17 protein-coding genes and 1 pseudogene are annotated in these 18,592 nt (G+C 71.6%); 7 read left to right on the forward strand and 11 right to left on the reverse strand.

Features of this window, described 5'->3' with window-relative positions:
* The first annotated feature begins 56 nt into the window (after positions 1–56).
* Positions 57–767: an O-methyltransferase gene (locus ACSP50_RS38675; protein WP_014694780.1), complete on the forward strand. Its 711-nt coding sequence runs from the start codon at positions 57–59 to the stop codon at positions 765–767.
* Here the strand turns inward: ACSP50_RS38675 and ACSP50_RS38680 are convergent.
* Together ACSP50_RS38680 and ACSP50_RS38685 are read right to left on the reverse strand one after the other, a co-directional pair.
* Positions 744–2,141 (reverse strand): M17 family metallopeptidase, encoded by a 1,398-nt coding sequence (locus ACSP50_RS38680; RefSeq protein ID WP_014694781.1) that lies wholly within the window; start codon positions 2,139–2,141, stop codon positions 744–746. The two genes, ACSP50_RS38675 and ACSP50_RS38680, sit on opposite strands and share 24 nt — an antisense overlap.
* A 77-nt stretch (positions 2,142–2,218) precedes the next feature.
* Positions 2,219–2,386, reverse strand: coding sequence for a DUF3117 domain-containing protein (locus tag ACSP50_RS38685; RefSeq protein ID WP_014694782.1), 168 nt, complete (start codon positions 2,384–2,386; stop codon positions 2,219–2,221).
* Between the two features lie 272 nt (positions 2,387–2,658).
* Here ACSP50_RS38685 and ACSP50_RS38690 point away from each other — a divergent pair, with 272 nt between their 5' ends.
* Positions 2,659–3,456: a PaaX family transcriptional regulator C-terminal domain-containing protein gene (locus tag ACSP50_RS38690; RefSeq protein WP_014694783.1), complete on the forward strand. Its 798-nt coding sequence runs from the start codon at positions 2,659–2,661 to the stop codon at positions 3,454–3,456.
* Positions 3,453–4,241, forward strand: a complete 789-nt coding sequence (locus ACSP50_RS38695; protein WP_014694784.1) for an enoyl-CoA hydratase-related protein — start codon at positions 3,453–3,455, stop codon at positions 4,239–4,241. The genes ACSP50_RS38690 and ACSP50_RS38695 overlap by 4 nt, the downstream gene beginning before the upstream one ends.
* 9 nt (positions 4,242–4,250) lie before the next feature.
* Here the strand turns inward: ACSP50_RS38695 and ACSP50_RS38700 are convergent, their stop codons facing one another.
* From ACSP50_RS38700 to ndhC, 5 genes are all read right to left on the reverse strand, one after another.
* Positions 4,251–4,757: a hypothetical protein gene (locus ACSP50_RS38700; protein WP_014694785.1), complete on the reverse strand. Its 507-nt coding sequence runs from the start codon at positions 4,755–4,757 to the stop codon at positions 4,251–4,253.
* A 4-nt stretch (positions 4,758–4,761) separates the two neighbouring features.
* A complete protein-coding gene (locus tag ACSP50_RS38705) occupies positions 4,762–5,340 on the reverse strand; it encodes a DNA-3-methyladenine glycosylase I (RefSeq protein ID WP_014694786.1) in 579 nt (192 codons plus the stop codon).
* On the reverse strand, positions 5,337–5,810 hold the full coding sequence (locus tag ACSP50_RS38710) for an SRPBCC family protein (protein ID WP_014694787.1): 474 nt from the start codon (positions 5,808–5,810) through the stop codon (positions 5,337–5,339). Before ACSP50_RS38710 ends, ACSP50_RS38705 begins: the two co-directional genes overlap by 4 nt.
* Positions 5,807–6,283: a DivIVA domain-containing protein gene (locus tag ACSP50_RS38715; RefSeq protein ID WP_014694788.1), complete on the reverse strand. Its 477-nt coding sequence runs from the start codon at positions 6,281–6,283 to the stop codon at positions 5,807–5,809. Before ACSP50_RS38715 ends, ACSP50_RS38710 begins: the two co-directional genes overlap by 4 nt.
* Positions 6,284–6,345: 62 nt before the next feature.
* Positions 6,346–6,723, reverse strand: a complete 378-nt coding sequence (gene ndhC, locus ACSP50_RS38720) for an NADH-quinone oxidoreductase subunit A (RefSeq protein WP_014694789.1) — start codon at positions 6,721–6,723, stop codon at positions 6,346–6,348.
* Between the two features lie 213 nt (positions 6,724–6,936).
* Here ndhC and ACSP50_RS38725 point away from each other — a divergent pair, with 213 nt between their 5' ends.
* Complete coding sequence (locus tag ACSP50_RS38725; RefSeq protein WP_231957083.1) at positions 6,937–8,715, forward strand: 2-oxoacid:acceptor oxidoreductase subunit alpha; 1,779 nt, start codon at positions 6,937–6,939, stop codon at positions 8,713–8,715.
* On the forward strand, positions 8,708–9,712 hold the full coding sequence (locus ACSP50_RS38730) for a 2-oxoacid:ferredoxin oxidoreductase subunit beta (protein ID WP_014694791.1): 1,005 nt from the start codon (positions 8,708–8,710) through the stop codon (positions 9,710–9,712). The genes ACSP50_RS38725 and ACSP50_RS38730 overlap by 8 nt, the downstream gene beginning before the upstream one ends.
* A gap of 115 nt (positions 9,713–9,827) precedes the next feature.
* Here ACSP50_RS38730 and ACSP50_RS38735 read toward each other — a convergent pair whose 3' ends face one another.
* From ACSP50_RS38735 to ACSP50_RS38745, 3 genes are all read right to left on the reverse strand, one after another.
* Positions 9,828–10,844, reverse strand: coding sequence for a TrkA family potassium uptake protein (locus ACSP50_RS38735; RefSeq protein ID WP_014694792.1), 1,017 nt, complete (start codon positions 10,842–10,844; stop codon positions 9,828–9,830).
* 85 nt (positions 10,845–10,929) lie between these two features.
* Positions 10,930–13,515 (reverse strand): adenylate/guanylate cyclase domain-containing protein, encoded by a 2,586-nt coding sequence (locus ACSP50_RS38740; protein WP_231956804.1) that lies wholly within the window; start codon positions 13,513–13,515, stop codon positions 10,930–10,932.
* A 507-nt stretch (positions 13,516–14,022) separates the two neighbouring features.
* Positions 14,023–14,232, reverse strand: a complete 210-nt coding sequence (locus ACSP50_RS38745; protein ID WP_043516361.1) for a zinc ribbon domain-containing protein — start codon at positions 14,230–14,232, stop codon at positions 14,023–14,025.
* Between the two features lie 91 nt (positions 14,233–14,323).
* Here ACSP50_RS38745 and ACSP50_RS38750 point away from each other — a divergent pair, with 91 nt between their 5' ends.
* Both ACSP50_RS38750 and ACSP50_RS38755 read left to right on the forward strand, forming a co-directional pair.
* A complete protein-coding gene (locus ACSP50_RS38750) occupies positions 14,324–15,937 on the forward strand; it encodes a hypothetical protein (RefSeq protein ID WP_014694794.1) in 1,614 nt (537 codons plus the stop codon).
* 135 nt (positions 15,938–16,072) lie between these two features.
* A complete protein-coding gene (locus ACSP50_RS38755) occupies positions 16,073–17,095 on the forward strand; it encodes a GNAT family N-acetyltransferase (RefSeq protein ID WP_043513039.1) in 1,023 nt (340 codons plus the stop codon).
* A gap of 56 nt (positions 17,096–17,151) precedes the next feature.
* Here the strand turns inward: ACSP50_RS38755 and ACSP50_RS38760 are convergent.
* A pseudogene (locus ACSP50_RS38760) lies at positions 17,152–18,375 on the reverse strand (IS110 family transposase).
* Positions 18,376–18,592: the final 217 nt, after the last annotated feature.

Consider the following 18,592-nt stretch of genomic DNA (forward strand, 5'->3'; position numbering starts at 1 on the left):
TTATCCATCGACAGCGCCGTGCATCACGGGTATCCATCGCTCTACTCTCTTATCCGATGTGCGCGGTTCCGATCGGTCACCGGCACGTCGCCCGCCCCGCACGGAGGTTCGTCATCATCGGTCCCGCCCGCTCCTTCGGCCAGCCATCGGGCCACGCCGTGCCGTTCGCCGAGACCTACGCGACCGAGGACCCGATCCTGCAGACCGCCCGCTCGCTGGCGAACGAGCTGGGCCTGCCCTGCGTCTCGCCGGGCGCCGGCTCGGTGCTGCGCCTGCTGGCCGCGGCCGGCAACGCCAAGGCGGTGGTCGAGATCGGCACCGGCACCGGGGTGAGCGGCATCTGGCTGCTGCGCGGCATGCGCCCGGACGGGGTGCTCACCACCATCGACGTCGAGCACGAGCACCAGCGGATCGCCCGCCGGGTGTTCGCCGAGGCCGGTTTCGCCCCGTCACGCACCCGGATCATCAGCGGCCGGTCGCTGGACGTGCTGCCCCGGCTCGCCGACGGCGCCTACGACCTGATCTTCGTCGACGCGGACACCACCGAGTTCGCCGCGTGCACCGAGGCGGCGCTACGGCTGCTGCGCCCGGGCGGGGTGCTGATCGTCAACGGGGTGCACGCCGGCGGCCGGATCAACGACCCGGCCGCCCGTGACGTGGACACCCTGATGGTGCGGGAGACGGTGAAGGTGGTCCGCGAGTCCGAGGAGTGGATTCCCGCGGTCATCTCCGCCGGCGCCGGGTTACTGACCGCCGTCAAGCGCTGAGAGGTACCGCAGCAGCGTGCGGGCGCCCCACCCGGTGGCGCCCTTGGTCAGTTCGCCGTCGTGCGCCTCGGCCCAGCTCGGCGCGGACATGTCCAGGTGCGCCCACGGCACCCGGGGGAAGAAGTCGCGCAGGAACAGCGCGGCCATCACCGAGCCCGGCCCGCTCGGCGCGCTGATCCGGTCGGCGATGTCGCTGCGCAGGTTCTCCGTGTACTCGCCGGCCAGCGGCAGCCGCCACATCCGCTCGCCGGCCGCCTCCCCGGCCGCGGTGAGCGCCGCCGCCAGATCGTCGTCCGGGCTGTAGAGGGCGGCCGTGCGCTTGCCCAGGGCCACCGCGTTCGCCCCGGTCAGGGTGGCCAGGTTGAGCACCAGGTCGGGGTCGAGCCGGTCGGCCGCGTAGCTGAGCGCGTCGGCCAGCACGATCCGGCCCTCGGCGTCGGAGTTGGTGTTCTCCGTGGTCGAGCCGTCGTAGTGGGTGATCACATCGCCGGGCCGGAACGCCGATCCGCTGACCGCGTTCTCCGCGAGCGGGGCCAGCGCGGTGACCCGGACCGGCAGGTTCAGCTCGGCGGCGCCGAGCGTGGCGGCGAGCACCGCGGCCGCCCCGCCCATGTCCTTCTTCATCAGCTTCATGCCGTCGCGCGGCTTGATCGAGATGCCGCCGGTGTCGAAGGTGATGCCCTTGCCGACCAGGACCACGTGGGTGGTGGCGCCCTCCGGGGCCCAGGACAGCTCGACGAAACGGGGCGGCGAGACCGAACCGCCGCCGACCGCCAGCAGGCCGCCGAACCGGGCCAGGTCGTCGCCGGCCCGGACGGTCACGCTCAGGCCGGGGCGGCCGTCGGCGAGCGCGACGATCTGGTCGGCGAACCACTCCGGGTTCTTGGTCGAGGCCGGCGTGTTGGTCAGGTCGCGGGCCAGCCAGGTCGCGGTGGCGGTGGCGGACGCCTGGGCCAGAGCCGCGGCGTACGCCGCAGTCGGCTTCTGGACCACCAGATCGACGGCGCCGGACCGCGGCGCCTTGACCCCGTCGCGGTAGCGGTAGCCGCCGAGCCAGAGGCCCTCGGCGAGGCCGCGGAGCGCGGCCGCGGGCAGGTTGTCCGGGAGCAGGATCTGGACCGGCTCGTCGTCGCCGAGCGCCCGGACGATCCCGGCGCCGGCGGCCCGCCAGCCCGCCTCGTCGCCGTCGCCGACCCCGGCCAGCAGGACCCGGGCCGGGCGACGCAGCGGCCGGGGCAGCACCACGATCTCGTCCGGCAGCACCCCGGCGAGCGCGGCGATCTCGTCGCCGACCTCGCCCGGCGGCACGTGTCCGGCCGGCACCACCCAGGTGCGCTCCTGGTCGAATGCTTCAGTGAACCCGATTGCGAACACGGGAGGATGACCTTTCCGTAAGACGTGGAAAGCCCGCCGGTACGGGCGGTACCGTACCGGCGGGCTCGCGTGAAACGTCAGCCGGCGATCGACTTCAACGCGTCACCCAGCGCGCTGGCCTCGTCCGGGGTCATCTCCACGACGAGACGGCCACCACCCTCCAGCGGGACGCGCATGACGATGCCACGCCCCTCCTTGGTGACCTCCAGCGGACCATCGCCCGTCCGCGGCTTCATCGCCGCCATCTTGTCTCCCCTCAGACCTTCGTCAGGGTCGGTGGGTTACCCCACAGCCACTTGCTCCTGGAATGCCAGCAGCGCGTCACGTGCTCAGCCCCACGTGACGCGGTGCTCGTTTCCGACCGGCGGCCGTACAGGCCGTTTCACGTCTTCACGCGTTGCGGCCCACCGTGCCGATCAAACATTTTCCCTGATGAACACCGGCGAACCCAAACCCAGCCCGGGCGGATGTGACAGCGTCTAGCATATCGTCTTTCGGGCTGTCACAATGTGCGGTCATGCAGGCGCGGTCCGCACTCTTCGACCTGTACGGCGACTACCTGCGCACCCGGGGCTCGCGAGCCCCGGTGGCCGCCCTGGTGCGGCTGCTCGCCCCGCTGGGCATCGCGGCACCGGCGGTACGCACCGCCGTGTCGCGAATGGTGCGCCAGGGCTGGCTGCACCCACTGCGGATGACCGCGGGACCGGGCTATCTGCTCACCCCCAAGGCGGCGCGGCGGCTCGACGAGGCGGCCGCCCGGGTGTACCGAACCGGTCGCGGCGGCTGGGACGGCCGGTTCGATCTGATCATGCTGCACGACCCGCCGCTGGCACGGCCGGAGGCGGAACGACTCGCCTTTCTGGGGTACGGCTCGCTCAGCGACCAGGTCTGGGTCGCCCCGCGCGCCTCCGACGAGCTGGACGCGGTGCTGGACGAGGCGGGCGCGGCGTACGACCGGTTCAGCGCCGCGCACACGGCCGGCTCGCCGGGTACCGCCGGGATCGTCGGCAGGGCCTGGGACCTGGACCGGATCGGCCGGTCCTACCGGGAGTTCCAGGACGAACTGCGTCCGGTGGTGAAGGCGGTGACCGGCCGCAGCCCGGACGAGGAGGCGTACGCGGCCCGGTTCCGCCTGGTGCACGCCTGGCGCTCGTTTCTGTTCCAGGACCCGCAGCTGCCCGCCGCGCTGCTGCCGGCCGGCTGGCCGGGGGTGCGGGCCGCGCTCTTCTTCGACAAGCACGCCGCCCGGCTGCGTCCGGCCGCCGACCGTTACGTCGAACGCTGCCTGCACGACAAAGGTAGATTCGGCCAATGACTGACGTGCTCCTGGTCGACCGCACCGACGCGGTCGTCACCCTCACCCTGAACCGGCCCGAGTCGATGAACTCCTTCACCGTCGACCTCAAGGTGGCCCTGCGGGACACCCTGGCCGCGCTGGAGACCGACCGGTCCTGCCGGGCGATCGTCCTGGCCGGCGCCGGCGGCGCCTTCTGTGGCGGGCAGGACCTGCGCGAGCACGCCACCCTGCTGGAGCAGGGGCACACCGACCTGAACACGGTCCAGGTGCACTACAACCCGATCGCCCAGCGGCTGGCCAGCATGCCCAAGCCGGTGGTGGCCGCGGTACGCGGGATGGCCGCCGGGGCCGGCGCGTCGCTGGCCCTGCTCGCCGACTTCCGGATCGGCGGGCCGAAAACGTCGTTCCTGATGGCGTTCGCCAACGTCGCCCTGGCCGGGGACAGCGGCATCTCCTGGTCGCTGCCGCGGATCGTCGGGCACGCCCGGGCGGTGGAGCTGCTGCTGCTGGCCGAGCCGGTGCGGGCCCAGCGGGCGTACGAGATCGGCCTGCTGTCCCGGCTGACCGAGGATGACGAGCACGTGCTGCCGGCCGCCCAGGAACTGGCCGCGCGGCTGGCCGCCGGGCCGACCGTCGCCTACGGCGCGATCAAGCGGGAGCTGTCCATCGGCGACGCCGGCACGCTGTCCGACGCGCTCGCCGCCGAGGCACAGGCCCAGGCGATCTGCGGGGCCACCGCCGACCACCGCAACGCGGTCAAGTCGTTCCTCAACAAGCAGAAGCCGGCGTACGAGGGTCGCTAGGGCCCGCGTCTAGTCCTCGCCTTCTTCCTCGGGGTCCTGGTTCGCCTCGGCCCCGAGGACGAAGGCCTGCATGGCCAGCTCGTCCCCGGCCGGCCAGACGTAGGTCGGCAGCTCCCGCGGGCCCAGGTCGGACACGTGCGACCAGTACTGCCGGACCGCCTCGGCCGGGGTGGCCGCCTCGATCGGCAGCGCGACGCTGACCAGCCAGCTCCGCTTCCGCGGGGCCCGGTCGAACCGGGCCGCGAAACGGTGGAACTCGGCCCCGGCGAGCGGGCCGGCGGCCAGCCCGGCGGCCGGGATCGGCTCGTCGAAAGCCCGACGCTGGTAGGCGAGCGCGGCGTACTCCCCGGCTTTCTCCACCCGGGTCACGGCGACCACGTGGCCGTCGGCGAGCAGCAGCGCCTCGTCGCCGGCCGCGAGCCCGGCCGGTGCGCCGCGCACCACCACGACGTCCTGCTGGAACAAGCGTTCCGTCGCCCACTGCTCCGGATCAAGGACCACCGACCACTGCGCCATGCCCCTATCGAAGCACGGGCACCCAGCAGCCGGTGAGGTGGTCGTCAACCATGCCGGTGGCCTGCATCAACGCGTACGCCGTGGTGGGTCCGACGAACTTGAATCCGCGCTTCTTCAGCGCCTTGGCCATCGCCGTCGACTCCGGCGTGGTCGCCGGGACGTCCGCCCTGGTCGACGGGCGGGTCCGGGCCGGCGGGGCGAACGACCAGAGCAGGTCGGTCAGCTCGCCGGGAGCCAGCTCGGCGGCGACCCGCGCGTTGTGCAGCGCGGCGTCCACCTTCATCCGGTTGCGGACGATGCCCGGGTCGGCCATCAGCCGGGTGGCGTCGGCCTCCCGGTACGCCGCGACCTTGGCGATCGCGAAGTCGTCGAAGGCGGCCCGGAACGCCGGGCGCTTGCGCAGGATGGTGATCCAGGACAGCCCGGACTGGAAGGCCTCCAGGGTGAGCCGCTCGAACAGGGCGTCGTCGCCGCGGACCGGCTTGCCCCACTCGTCGTCGTGGTACGCCGCGTACTCCGGTGAGCTGCCGCCCCAGAAGCAGCGGGCCTTGGCGTCGTCGCCGATCACCAGGTCACCGGTCACGGCAGCCGGCCCTGCTCGACCAGGCGGGCGAACTTCTTCAGCGCGCCGGTGAAGCCGAGTTTCGAGCCGGGCCAGAGCACCGGCCAGGCCAGCTTGCCGACCGAGCCGGGCGGCAGCTGGAACCACTCGTGCAGGACCACCTGGGTGCGGTCGCCGGACATCGCGGTGCAGCGCATCGCGCCCGGGCCGCGCAGCACCTTGCCGCAGTGCACCACGCGCACCTCGTACGGCGCGTTGACCTTGGTCACCCGGATCTCGTCGAGCAGCACCGCCGGGCCGAGCGCGGTGACCGCCTCGACCAGGCTGCCCTCACCACCGTCACCCTCGGCCACCCGGACCCGGGTGAACGGGATCCAGTCGGACTGCCGCTCCCAGTTCAGGAACGCGGCGAAGACCTTGGGCGCCGGGGCGTTCACGATCACCGTGGCGGTGACCTCCCCGGACCCGGGCTGGGCAGGATCGTTGCTCATCGGCTCTCCGCCGGCTCCTCGTCGCTCGTGGCCGGCTCGGCGTCCGCGTCCCCGGCCTCGGCCTCGGCCAGCGTCTCGGCGGGCACGGCCGGCTCGGCCGGCACGCCGGCCGGGGCGACCGCGGCCTCCCGGGCGGCACGCAGCGAGTCGGCGTCGTCCAGCCGGCCCTCGCGCAGCGCCGTCACTTCCGCCTCCAGCACACCGATCAGCTCGCTCTTGTAGCCGATGTCGTACGCCGCGCGCTGCAGCGCCTGATCGACCTGCGCCATCCGGTACCCCCGCCAGGCGGTGTCGAACCGGGTCGCGGCGATGTCGTCCTCACCGAGCGGGCGGTCGCCGGGCAGCGGCACCGACTGCCCGTCCGGCTCCACCGCGGTGAGCCCGGAGTCGCCCCCGCTCAGCAGAACGGTCACGCCGAAGACGATCGTCCCGACGACCAGTGCTACGACAATGAAGAGCAGAAGCTGACTCATGCGCACGATGTTGACATGCCGGCCTTCCGGTGGCGAGCCCGCCACCCGTCCGGATCGTCGCGTCAGGTCCAGGTCAGGATCTTCTTACGCCACGCATAGAGGATGCCCAGCGCCAGCACGGCGACGAAAACGCCCATCTCGGCGATCGCGGCGCCGCCGAAACCCGGCCGATCGAAGATCACCGCCCAGGGGAAGAGGAAAACCGCTTCCACCGCGAAAAGCACGTAAAGGTACGCGTACACGTAGTAGCGGATCTGCGCCTGCGCCCAGTCGCCGCCGACCGGGTCGATGCCGGACTCGTACGGGATCCGCTTGCCGGCGGGCTCGGCCGGACGGGCCGGGCGCAGCAGCCGGTTCGCCCCGAACGCCGCCACGAACAGCAGCACCCCGGCCGCCAGCACCAGGCCGAGGACCGCGTACGAGCCGAGATATCCGTCCACGAAGGGGCAGCCTACCCAAGACCCTGGCCCACGGCAGCGGTGGATGGCTACTGTGGGCAACGGTCCGGAGCCGTCCTCGTAAGGGGCGGCGAAGTACTGTGGAAGTGACGATCGGCCCGCGCTCTTTGGAGGTTGAACGTGGCCGCTCCCCCGAAACGGGTCGAACAGCTGGACCGGGTCGTCATCCGGTTCGCCGGCGACTCGGGCGATGGCATGCAGCTCACCGGTGACCGGTTCACCTCGGAGACCGCGCAGCTCGGCAATGACATCTCCACCCTGCCGAATTTCCCCGCCGAGATCCGCGCCCCGGCCGGCACGCTGCCCGGCGTGTCGAGTTTCCAGGTGCATTTCGCCGACTACGACATCCTGACTCCCGGTGACGCGCCGAACGTGCTGGTCGCGATGAACCCCGCCGCGCTCAAGGCGAACCTGTCCGAGCTGCCGGCCGGCGCCGACGTCATCGTCAACACCGACGAGTTCACCAAGCGCAACCTGGCCAAGGTGGGCTACGCGACCAGTCCGCTGGAGGACGGCTCACTGGCCGGCTTCGCGGTGCACCCGGTCGCGCTCACCTCGATGACCGTCGGTGCGCTGGCCGGTCTGGGCATCCCGAAGAAGGACGCCGAACGCGCCAAGAACATGTTCGCGCTGGGCCTGCTCAGCTGGATGTATTCGCGGCCGTTCGAGTCCACCCTGCGATTCCTGGAGCGCAAGTTCGCCAAGCGGCCGGAGCTGGTCGAGGCGAACAAGACCGCGTTCCGTGCCGGCTGGAACTACGGCGAGACGACCGAGGCGTTCGCGGTGCGCTACGAGGTGAAACCGGCGCGGATGCCGCCCGGCACCTACCGCAACATCACCGGCAACCAGGCGCTCGCGCTCGGACTGGTGGCCGCGGCGGTCCGGTCGAAACTGCCGCTGTTCCTCGGGGCCTATCCGATCACGCCGGCCTCGGACATCCTGCACGAGCTGTCCAAGCACAAGCGGTTCGGCGTCACCACGATGCAGGCCGAGGACGAGATCGCCGCGGTCGGGGCGGCGCTGGGCGCGGCGTACGGCGGCGCCCTGGGGGTCACCACCACCTCCGGGCCCGGCGTGGCGCTCAAGGGCGAGACCATCTCGCTGGCGATCGCGCTGGAGCTGCCGCTGGTCATCGTCGACGTGCAGCGGGCCGGTCCGTCGACCGGCATGCCGACCAAGACCGAGCAGGCCGACCTGAACATGGCGCTGTACGGTCGGCACGGCGAGGCGCCGCTCGCGGTGGTGGCGCCGAAATCCCCGTCGGACTGCTTCCACGCCGCGTTGGAGGCGGCGCGGATCGCGCTGACCTACCGCACCCCGGTCATCCTGCTCTCCGACAACTACGTGGCGAACGGTTCGGAGCCGTGGCTGCTGCCCTCGATCGACGAGCTGCCCGACCTGACCGTCGAGTTCACCACCACACCGAACGCGCCGGACGGCAGGTTCCTGCCCTACCTCCGCGACCCCGAGACGCTCGCGCGGCCGTGGGCGGTCCCCGGCACGCCGGGGCTCGAACACCGGATCGGCGGCCTGGAGAAGGCCGACCGGACCGGCGACATCTCATACGACCCGGCGAACCACGAATTCATGGTACGAACCAGGGCCGCCCGCATCGAGGCGATCCCGGTGCCGGACGTGGACGTCGAGGACCCGTCGGAGGCCGCCCGGGTGCTGGTGCTGGGCTGGGGCTCCACCTACGGCCCGATCGGGGCGGCCTGCCGGGCGCTGCGCCAGCGGGGCCTCACGATCGCGCAGGCGCACCTGCGACACCTGTCGCCGCTGCCCGACAACCTGGGCGAGGTGCTGAAATCGTACGACAAGGTGGTCATCCCGGAGATGAACCTGGGGCAGCTCGCCCACGTGATCCGGGCCAGATATCTGGTCGACGCGGTTCCGTTCAACCAGGTCAGCGGCCTGCCGTTCACCGCCGCCACGCTGGAGAGCATGCTGGAGGACGTGGTCAAGAATGGGTGAACCGCTGACGCTGACCGCCAAGGACTTCAAGTCCGACCAGGAGGTGCGCTGGTGCCCGGGCTGCGGGGACTACGCGATCCTGGCCGCCGTGCAGGGCTTCATGCCCGAGCTCGGCATCCCCCGGGAGAACATCGTCTTCGTCTCCGGGATCGGCTGCTCGTCCCGCTTCCCGTACTACATGAACACCTACGGGATGCACTCGATCCACGGCCGCGCCCCGGCGATCGCCACCGGCCTGTCCGCGTCCCGCCCCGACCTGAGCGTCTGGGTGGTCACCGGCGACGGCGACGCGCTCTCGATCGGCGGCAACCACCTGATCCACGCGCTGCGCCGCAACGTCAACCTGAAGATCCTGCTGTTCAACAACCGGATCTACGGGCTCACCAAGGGCCAGTATTCGCCCACCTCCGAGCTCGGCAAGATCACCAAGTCGACGCCGGCCGGGTCGGCGGACTCGCCGTTCAACCCGCTGTCGCTGGCCCTGGGCGCCGAGGCGACCTTCGTGGCGCGCACCATCGACTCGGACCGCAAGCACCTGCAGTCGGTGCTGCGGGCCGCGGCCGCGCACGAGGGCTCGGCGTTCGTCGAGATCTACCAGAACTGCAACATCTTCAACGACGGCGCGTTCGACCTGATCAAGGACGCGGACACCCGGGACGAGCACCTGATCCGGCTGGAACAGGGACAGCCGATCACCTTCGGCGACTACTCGGTCGTCCATCCCGAGGGCAGCTTCGGGTTGTGCGTCCAGCAGGGCGGCACGCCGATCGTGCACGACGCGACGGTGGAGGACCCGGCGTACGCGTTCGCGCTGACCCGGCTCTCCGGCTCCGACCTGAACACCACGCCGATCGGCGTCTTCCGGGACGTCCGGCGGCCGTCCTACGACGAGATCGTCCGCAAGCAGCTGATCGACGCTCAGGCCCAGGCCACCGGCACGCCCGAGGAGATGCTCGCCGATCTCCTCAACGCCGCCGACACCTGGACCATCATCTAGGCCGTACGCCGTCCGACCGCGGCCGCCTCTTCCCCGGCGCCGCGGTCAGACGGTGCCGCCACCCTGCTCCGGCGCCGCGGTCAGACGGTGCCGCCACCCTGCTCCGGCGCCGAAGTCAGACGGTGACGCCGGCCGCGGTGCTGGCGTCGTCGCGGATGTAGACCAGCAGGTCGCCGGTCTCGATGGTGACCGCCTGCTCCCCGCCGAGCGGCAGTACCTTGCCCCGCCGGATCAGCGCCACCACCAGCGTCGGCAGCTCCCGCGGGTTACGGCCCACCTCGGCCCGCTCCGCCGAGCGCATCGCCAGCGCCATCCCCTGCCCGGGGGTGAGCAGGTCCTCCACCACGTCGATCAACGGCGGCGCGGTCGTGGTCAGGCCCAGCAGCCGGCCCGCGGTGGACGACGAGACGATCACGTGGTGCGCGCCGGACTGCTTGAGCAGCGCCGCGTTCTCCTGCTCGCGGACCGCTGCAATGATCCGCACCTGGCCCGCGGTCAGCTGCCGCACGGTCAGCGTGATCAGCACCGATGCCTCGTCCTGATCGGTCGCGATGATCACCGACTTGCAGTTCTTGATGTCCGCCTCGAGCAGCACCGAGGAGCGGGTGGCGTTGCCCTCGATCACCACGAAGCCGTTCGCGGTGGCCTGCCGGACGGCGGCCTCCCGGTTCTCCACGATCACGATGCGGGACTTGTCGTAGCCGGTCTCCAGCAGCGCGTCGACCGCGGCCCGGCCCTTGGTGCCGTACCCGCAGATCACCACGTGGTCCTTCAACTTCCGCCTCCACCGGCTGATCCGCAGGCCCCTGCGGTACTGGTCGGTCAGCACTTCCAGGGTGGTACCGACCAGGATGATCAGGAAGAGCACCCGAGCGGGCGTGATGAACAGGACGTTCACCAGCCGGGCGCCCTGCGTCGACGGGGTGATGTCGCCGTAACCGGTGGTGGAGAGCGAGACCACCGCGTAGTAGAAACAGTCGAGGAGGCTCAGGCCGTCCCCGTTCACGTCGCGGTAACCGCCCCGGTCGGCATAGACGACCGCCACCGCGCTCAGCACCAGCGCGAGCGCCATCGCGAGCCGGACAGCCAGCGCTTTCAGCGGTCCCTGACGGACCATCGGTAGGTGAATCACAGAACCGCCTGCACGGAACACACCCTAACGGCCGGGACTGACATGCACATCACATCGGTGCCGGGAATGATCCGCCGGGGCTGAGCTACCGCACGATCTGCGCGAAGCGCGCCGCCCCGTCCTCCAGGTCGGGATGCTCGACGGCCAGCGCCATCGCGACGATCCGATCGAAACCCAGGTTCGCGCCATCGGCGTACGCGGCATCGAAAGCGGCATCGCCCAGCGCGAGCCGCAACGCGGCCTGCCGCTCGGACCAGAAACTCCCGAACGACTCGGTGCGGCGCGCCCCGCGCGCCGCCTCCGCTCCGCCGAACAGCACCGTCGCGGTCACCGGATCGCCGCCCAGCGCGCAGCGGGCCGCGATCGCCGCCACCGCGTCCGCGGCCGCCCCCCGGAACCCGTGCCGCAGCCGGGAGCGCAGCGCCACCACCAGGTGATCGTGCGCGGCCACCAGGTCACCCCGGCGCAACGCGACCATGCCGAGCAGCCAGTCCACGGCCCGCCGGCCACGGTCCTCCGGCCGGCCCGCCTCCAGCTGCCGGGCGCCGCCGAGCAGCTCGGCCGCCTCGGTCAGCGCACCCCGCCGCCAGTAGAGCTCGGCCAGCGCCAGCACGGCCGGCAGCGACTCGGTGACCACCCCGGTCCGTTCCGCCTCGGCGATCACCGCACGACAGCCGCTCTCCGCCGCCTCGTCGGCACGCTCGTCCAGCGGGATCCGCCGGCCGCCCAGCGCCCGGACCAGCAGCGCCGCGTTGCCGGCCCGCCGGGCCGCCTGCTCGGCACGCCGCAGGAGGTCGTCCCGCTCCGCGCGGTCGCCGGTCAGGTCGGCGTGGATCAGGTACGACCGGGCCAGCTCCGTCGGATCGGCTTCGGCGCCGTCCCGTTCGCCGAGCCGGCTGAGCAGGTCCCGCCCCTCCCCGGCCCCGCCGTGCTCCCGCCACCAGGGACTCAGCGCCGCGGCCAGGCGCAGGCCGGCGGACACGTCCCCGCAGCGGGCCGCCCAGCGCAGCGCGGCCTGCCACTCCGGCACGAACGGCCCCAGATCGGTGAGCGACACGGTCCGCGGCTGCCCGTCGGTGTCCACCGCCACCGCCGACAGCATCTCCAGCGACCAGGCCAGATGCCGATCCCGCACGGACGTCTCGTCACCGGTGGCGGCGAGGCGGCGCAACGCGTACGACCGGACGTGCCCGGACATCCGGTAGCGCGGCCCCGGCACCACCTCGATCAGCGACTTCTCGGCCAGCTCGGAGAGCGCGCTGAGAGCGCCCTCGCCGCACCAGTCGACGGTGGCCAGATCGACCGGGCCGGCGAAGACCGCCAGCCGATGCAGCAGCTCGGCGGCCCGGCTGCCCAGGCTCCGGTACGACCATTCCAGGTTGTTGTGCAGGCTGGCGTGCCGGCCCTCGCCGCAGGCGTCCCCGTCCAGCGCACCGATCGGATCGTCCAGCCGCCGGGCCAGCAGTTCGGCCGGCAACAGCCGCAGCCGGGCGGCGGCCAGCTCGATCGCCAGCGGCGAACCTTCCAGCCGGGCGGCCAGCTCGGCCAGCGCGGTGTCGTCGTCACTGCGCCGCCCGCCACGAGCCGCCGTGGCCCGCTCCTTGAGCAGGGCGAACGCGTCAGCCGGGGCCATCGGCGGGATCCGCCACACGGTCTCCCCGGCCAGGCCCAGCGGCGCCCGGCCGGTGGTCAGCACATCCATCCGCGGGCAGCGGGACAGCAGCCGGTGCGCCAGCGCCGCGGTCAGCCCCGGCGCGGCGTCACAGGTCTGCAGGATGACCAGCATCCGGCGCTCGCCGCACTGCTCCAGCACCGTCTCGATCGCCTGGCGGCCGGGCTCCGGCCGCAGCCCCAGCGCCGCGACCAGGGCGGCGGGCAGGCCACCGGCCGCGCTCACCGCGTCGATCGTCCAGACCCCGCCGGGGTACGCGTCGACCACCTGCTCGCCCACGGCCAGACTCAGCCGTGTCTTGCCGGCCCCGCCCGGGCCCACCACGCTGACCAGCCGGTGCCGGCCGACCAGCTCGGCCAGCTCGGCGCACTCCGCCTGGCGCCCGACGAACGAGCTGTGCGCGGCCGGCAAATTGTGCCGCGGCGCCTCCGCGGTCCGCGGGCGGGGGAACTCCCGGTCCAGCCCCGGCGCGACCACCTGGAAGATCCGCTCGGCGTCGTCGAAGCCCCGCAGCCGGAACGCGCCCAGGTCGAGCAGGTCCACGGTGGCCAGCGTCGCCGCGGCCGCCGTCGCGACCCGGCCGTGTCCCGAGGTGGCATAGGTGGCGGTGACCGCGAGCGCGGTCGCCTCCGAACAGAGCACCTGGCCACCGTGGGCGGCGGCGGCGACCCGGGCGGCCCGGTGCACCTCGGCGCTGGCGTACTCGGTGCCGATCGGGGTGGCCCGGCCGGTGTGCAGTCCCATCCGGACTCGCGGCACGGCGTCCTCCCGCGGCCAGGGATGGGCGGCCAGCCGCCGCTGCGCCTCCACACAGGCCGCCAGAGCGGCGTCGGCGTTGTCGAACGCCACGAAGAACGAATCACCCTCGGTGAGGAGCTCCACACCACCGAAGTCGCTCAGCGCCGCACGTAACACTGAGCGATGTGCGTTCAGCACAGCGCGATAGGTGTCACCGAGCATCCGGGCCAGTCGTGTAGACCCCTCTATGTCAGTGAACATAAAGGTCACGAGGCCACTGGGTAGCTCGAGCCGTCCCGACACGGTTGAACCTCCGCCCCCTTTGGGAAGTCGCGACTCATGCTGACGTATCTCAGAGTCACCGCCCATCGTAGAAACGGACGGTAACCATGTTCCCGCCACGGCCGACCCCTTACGGAGGACATCATCAAATCCGGGATCGACGTCGGCATACGGGACTACGCGTGTCGTAACGAAAGAGATCGAACGCGGAAACGACGCAGTCGGCCAAAACCGCCGGACCGTTCGGATGTACCCGTACGTGTTGTCTCATCACTCGGGAAAACGGCCGTGAGCTGGGCAGATTTGTCGGCGAAGGGTCCGGTGATCCTTACGTTGGGTGATAGTGGACAGGTGGTTGGTGGTCAATGTGGTCGCACGGGCGGTATCGAAGGGTTTGAGGTAAGGAGTGAGGCAGATCACTCTTACGGACTACACCGTTTCCTCAGGGGCGGTCGCGCGTTCACCGGAAACTTCGACCGGTCGGGGTCAGCAGCCGCAACCGCCGCCACAGCAGCCGCCACCGCCGCCGCCCGCCGGAGCGGCGCCGCCACGGCCCGTGACGGCGACAGTGGACAGCAGCTTCACCGTGTCGCCGTGGCCATGCGGACAGGTGGCCGGATCGCCGGCCTCGCGCATCGGACGGTTCAGCTCGAAGGTGGCACCGCAGGCGCGGCAGCGGTAGTCATAACGCGGCATCGGGCCAGCGTAGAGCCCGTTCGCTCGGAGGTTGTCCACAGGGCGCCGGCGATTTCCCCGGCGGTGGGCGCGGCCCGGTAGGGTCGGACGCGTGGCGGAGGCACCGAAGATCCCAGCAGAGCGGCCGGAGTTGCGGGCGGCGGCGCCGCATCAGGGCGGCCCGCTGGCCGGTTCCGGTGCGGCATCCGCTTCGGCGATCCCCGTTCCGGACAAATCGGTCCGCGCGGACAAGGGTACCGACGCGGAGGGTGCCGCCGAGACCGGCGACAAGCCGGACAAAACGGCTGGACCGGATGCCGGAGCAGCCGACAAGACCGCCGGCACGGATGCCCGAGCAACCGACAAGACCGCCGGCACGGATGCCCGAGCAACCGACAAGACCGCCAGCGCGGATGCCCGAGCAACCGACAAGACCGCCGGCACGGATGCCCGAGCAACCGACAAGACCGCCGGCACGGATGCCCGAGCAACCGACAAGACCGCCGGCACGGATGCCCGAGCAACCGACAAGACCGCCAGCGCGGATGCGGAATCGAAGGGCACCGGTGCCGACAGCGGTGCCGGCGCCGGTGACAAAGCTACGGACAGGACCGCTGACGCGGCTGCCAAGGCCGCGGGCGGCGACGTGGCCACGCCGGAGAAGGCTGCAGAGGGAAAGGACGCGGCCGCTGCTTCGGGAGCGGCCGCGGCGGGCCGGCGCGGGCTGGTGCGGCGATCGCTCGGGCTGGCGGGCCGCGGTGGGCGTGCCGTGGGTGCGTGGGCCAGGCGGCCCAGCGGGCGCGTGATCATCCCGAGCGTCATCGCTCTGCTGCTGATCGGTCTGGCCGGCTCCGCCGGGGTCTATCTGGTCCCGCGGGCGCTGGAGGCCGATCCGGCGCCGAGTGCGAGCGCGGCGCTCGGTGGTGCGGGTGCGGTGCCGGCGCCGTCGGCCAGCGACCCGTACGGGATCCCCGGCGGCGGGTTCTCCGCTCCCCCGGCCGGCATCCCGGGCTTCCCGGGGGCGCCGGCCACCGGGTTCGGCCTGCCCACCACCGGCACCCCGGGCCTCGGGACCGGCCTGGGCACGGGCACCGGCCCGGGCACCGGGACCGGGATCAACAACGGGGTCGGCACCGGCGCACGGCCGGCCGACGCCCTGGCCGGCTGGGCACAGGCGACCGCGGACAAGGTCGGCATCCCGGTGGTGGCCGTCCAGGCGTACGGGTATGCCGAACTGGTCACCACGCAGACCACGCCGACCTGCCGGCTGAACTGGACGACGCTGGCCGCGATCGGCAAGGTGGCGTCCGGGCACGGCAGCGCCAACGGGGCGGTCCTCGGGGTGGACGGGGTGGCGCAACCGACGATCTACGGCCTGCCGCTGGACGGGCAGGGCGGGCGGCCCCTGGTCCGGGACACCGATCAGGGCACGATCGACCAGGATCCGGCGTTCGACCGGGAGGTCGGCCCGATGAAGATGATCCCGAGCGCCTGGCGGGCGAACGCGGTGGACGCCGACCGCAACGGGGTCGCCGACATCAACGACATCGACGATGCCGCGCTGGCCGCCGCCTCGTCGCTGTGCAGGGACGCCCACGGCAGCATCCGCAACCTGGCCCGGGCCGATGCCTGGTGGGACGCGGTGCTGAACTACGGCGCGCTCCGCCCCTCGGCTCAGAAGATCTTCGACGCCGCCAACCAGTACGGCCAGAAGAGCCGCTCCTGACGCTGCCGGTCCACGCCGCCGCCGCGCTGACAGGCGGGTACGCGACATCGGGGAGTGGCGACGCTCGGTGAGGGGATGCGTACTTTTGCGTGGTCAGCACTTCCCTGTGAGTCCGCTGCACGGCACGATGTACGGGTGAGGGTGCGTGAATGGGATCCCCGCTCCGCGTCCGCGGCCGAGGTCCACTCCCTGGTGGAGACGGTCAACGCGGTGCTGGCGACCGACCTCCCCGACGATCCACCCTGGCGGGACGTGCAGGTCAGGGACTATCTCGCCGAGACCATGCCCGGCGAGCGGCGGATCTGCTGGGTCGCTGAGGACGATCGGCTCCCGGAGGGGGAGAGCGAGATCTACGCCCTGGTCAGCATTCTGCTGCTGGGCGACATCGGCGTGCTCGAAATCCTGGTCAAGCCGCAGTTGCGCCGCCGCGGGCTGGGCCGGGAACTGCTCGGGGTGGCCGCCCGCCGGGCGTACCTGGAGGGTTTCTCCTCGATCGGGGTGGAGGCGATCGGCGGCACCCCGGCGATCGCCTTCTACGAGTCGCTGGGTTTCGAGCGGGAGTATGTGGAGACCCGTTCCGTCCTGAGTCTGGACACCGTCGACTGGGCCACGCTGGGCACCATGGCCAGCGGCATCAGCAGCGGCTACCGGGTGGAGTATCACCCGGGCGGCCCGCCCGCCCCGCTGCTCGAGGCGTATGCGAGGGCCAAGGCGCAGGCCCAGACCGACGACGACGATCTGGACCTGACGCCCCGCTCCTCGGATCCGGAGCGGCTCCGCGAGTCTCTCGACACGCTGCACCGGCGCGGCCTCAAGCCGTACATCGTGCTGGCCATCCACGAGTCGACCGGCTCGGTCGCCGGGCTGACCGAGGTGGTCGTCCCGGCCCAGCACCCGGAGCGCGCCGACCAGTACGACACGATCGTGGTGCGCGAGCACCGCGGCTACGGCATCGACCGCGCCATCAAGGCCCGGATGCTGTTCGAGCTGCGCGCCGCCGAGTCAGGCCTGCGCCAGGTCCAGACCTGGAACGCGCAGCACAACGAATCCATGCTCAAGGTCAACGCCGAGCTGGGCTACCAGTCCGACCGTGACTGGTACGAATACATCGCCGACGTCGGCGACCTGGTCCGCCGCCTGGGACCTGCCGATCAATGAAGTGGGGTTTCGGTGACCGACCGCGGACAGTGAAGACATCCCATGTGCCAGGGGTGTCAAGCGGCTTGGTCGAGGTGGTGTGCCCAGGCGGTGGTTTCGTTGTAGGGGGTGCTGGTTTTGAGGCATCCGTGGAGGATGCCGACGAGGCGGTTGGCGAGTTGTCGCAGGGCGGGTCGGTGGCCGATGCCGCGGGTGCGTTGCCTGTCGTAGTAGGCGCGGGCGCCGGGTGAGGCGCGTAGCGCGGTGAAGGCTTGGCCCTGCAGGGCGTCGGCGAGCCGGTCGTTGTGCACCTAGCGGGCCATGACGATCTTTTTCTTGCCGGAGGCGCGGGTGAGCGGGCTGGTCGCGGCGTAGTTCTTGCGGGCTTTCGCGCTGGCGTAGCGGGCGTGGTAGTCGCCGAACTCGGCAAGCACCCGGGCGCCGAGAACAGCACCGAGTCCCGGCTGGGACAGGATGATCTCAGCGTCCGGGTGCCGGCCAAAATGGGCCTCGACCTCCTGTTGCAGGACGGCGATCTGCTCGTTGAGGGTCAGCAGCAGCGCGACCAGCGAACGAGTCGTGGCCGCGTAGGCGGTGGCGACCACGGCCGGCTGACCCAGGTGTCCGGTGCGTAGCACCGTCTGGATCGCGGTGGCTTTGGCGGTGAGGTCACCGCGGCGGCGGGCGCGTTTGAGGGCGGCGCTGATCTGAGTCAGGCTCAGCCGGGCCGCGGCGGCCGGCTCGGGCGCCTTGCCCAGCAGTTCGAGGCTGTCGGCGGCGTCGAGGTCGTCGAACGCGGCCAGGGCGGCCGGGAAATAGTCGCGCAGCGCGTGCCGCAGCCGTAGCACCGCCCGGTCACGTTCCCAGATCATGGTTTTGTGCATCCGGGAGACGACCTTGATCGCCTCGGCGTCCGGGCTGTCCCCGGCCATCGCACGCAGCTGGTGCGAGTCGGTGCGGACCATGTCGGCCAGCATGTGCGCGTCCGCGGCGTCACTCTTGGCCCCGGACACCGCGAGGCGTTCCCGATACCGCGAGGCCTGCAACGGATTCACCGCGAACACCGTGTAGCCCGCGGCGATCAACGCCTGCACCCACAGCCCTCGATCGGTCTCAATCCCGATCTTGACCTGCGCCGACTCACTGTCGGCCTCGCCGAGATGCTCGCCGATCATCGCGTGCAGCCGGGCGATACCCGCCACACCCTCCGGCAACCGCGCCTTGGCCAGCCGCCGCCCCGAACCATCCATCAACTCGACGTCGTGATGGTCCTCGGCCCAGTCATCACCCACGAACAGCAACACGCTCTCCCGTCCACGACCAGCAACGACGCGGGCCTGCAGCCGGCAGGAGAACCATCAGCGACCTAATGAACCAGTGCTCAAAGGCACGACATCCCATCAGCGATTCTGTTCTCCCAGCCGACCGGCGGCGGCACGGTCTTCACTAAGAACTCCCACGTTCAGAGGACGTCAGTGCTCATCCGCCGGCGGCTACCTACCCACCAGAAGCTTGCCG

Source organism: Actinoplanes sp. SE50/110 (genome assembly GCF_900119315.1).
GTDB lineage: Bacteria > Actinomycetota > Actinomycetes > Mycobacteriales > Micromonosporaceae > Actinoplanes.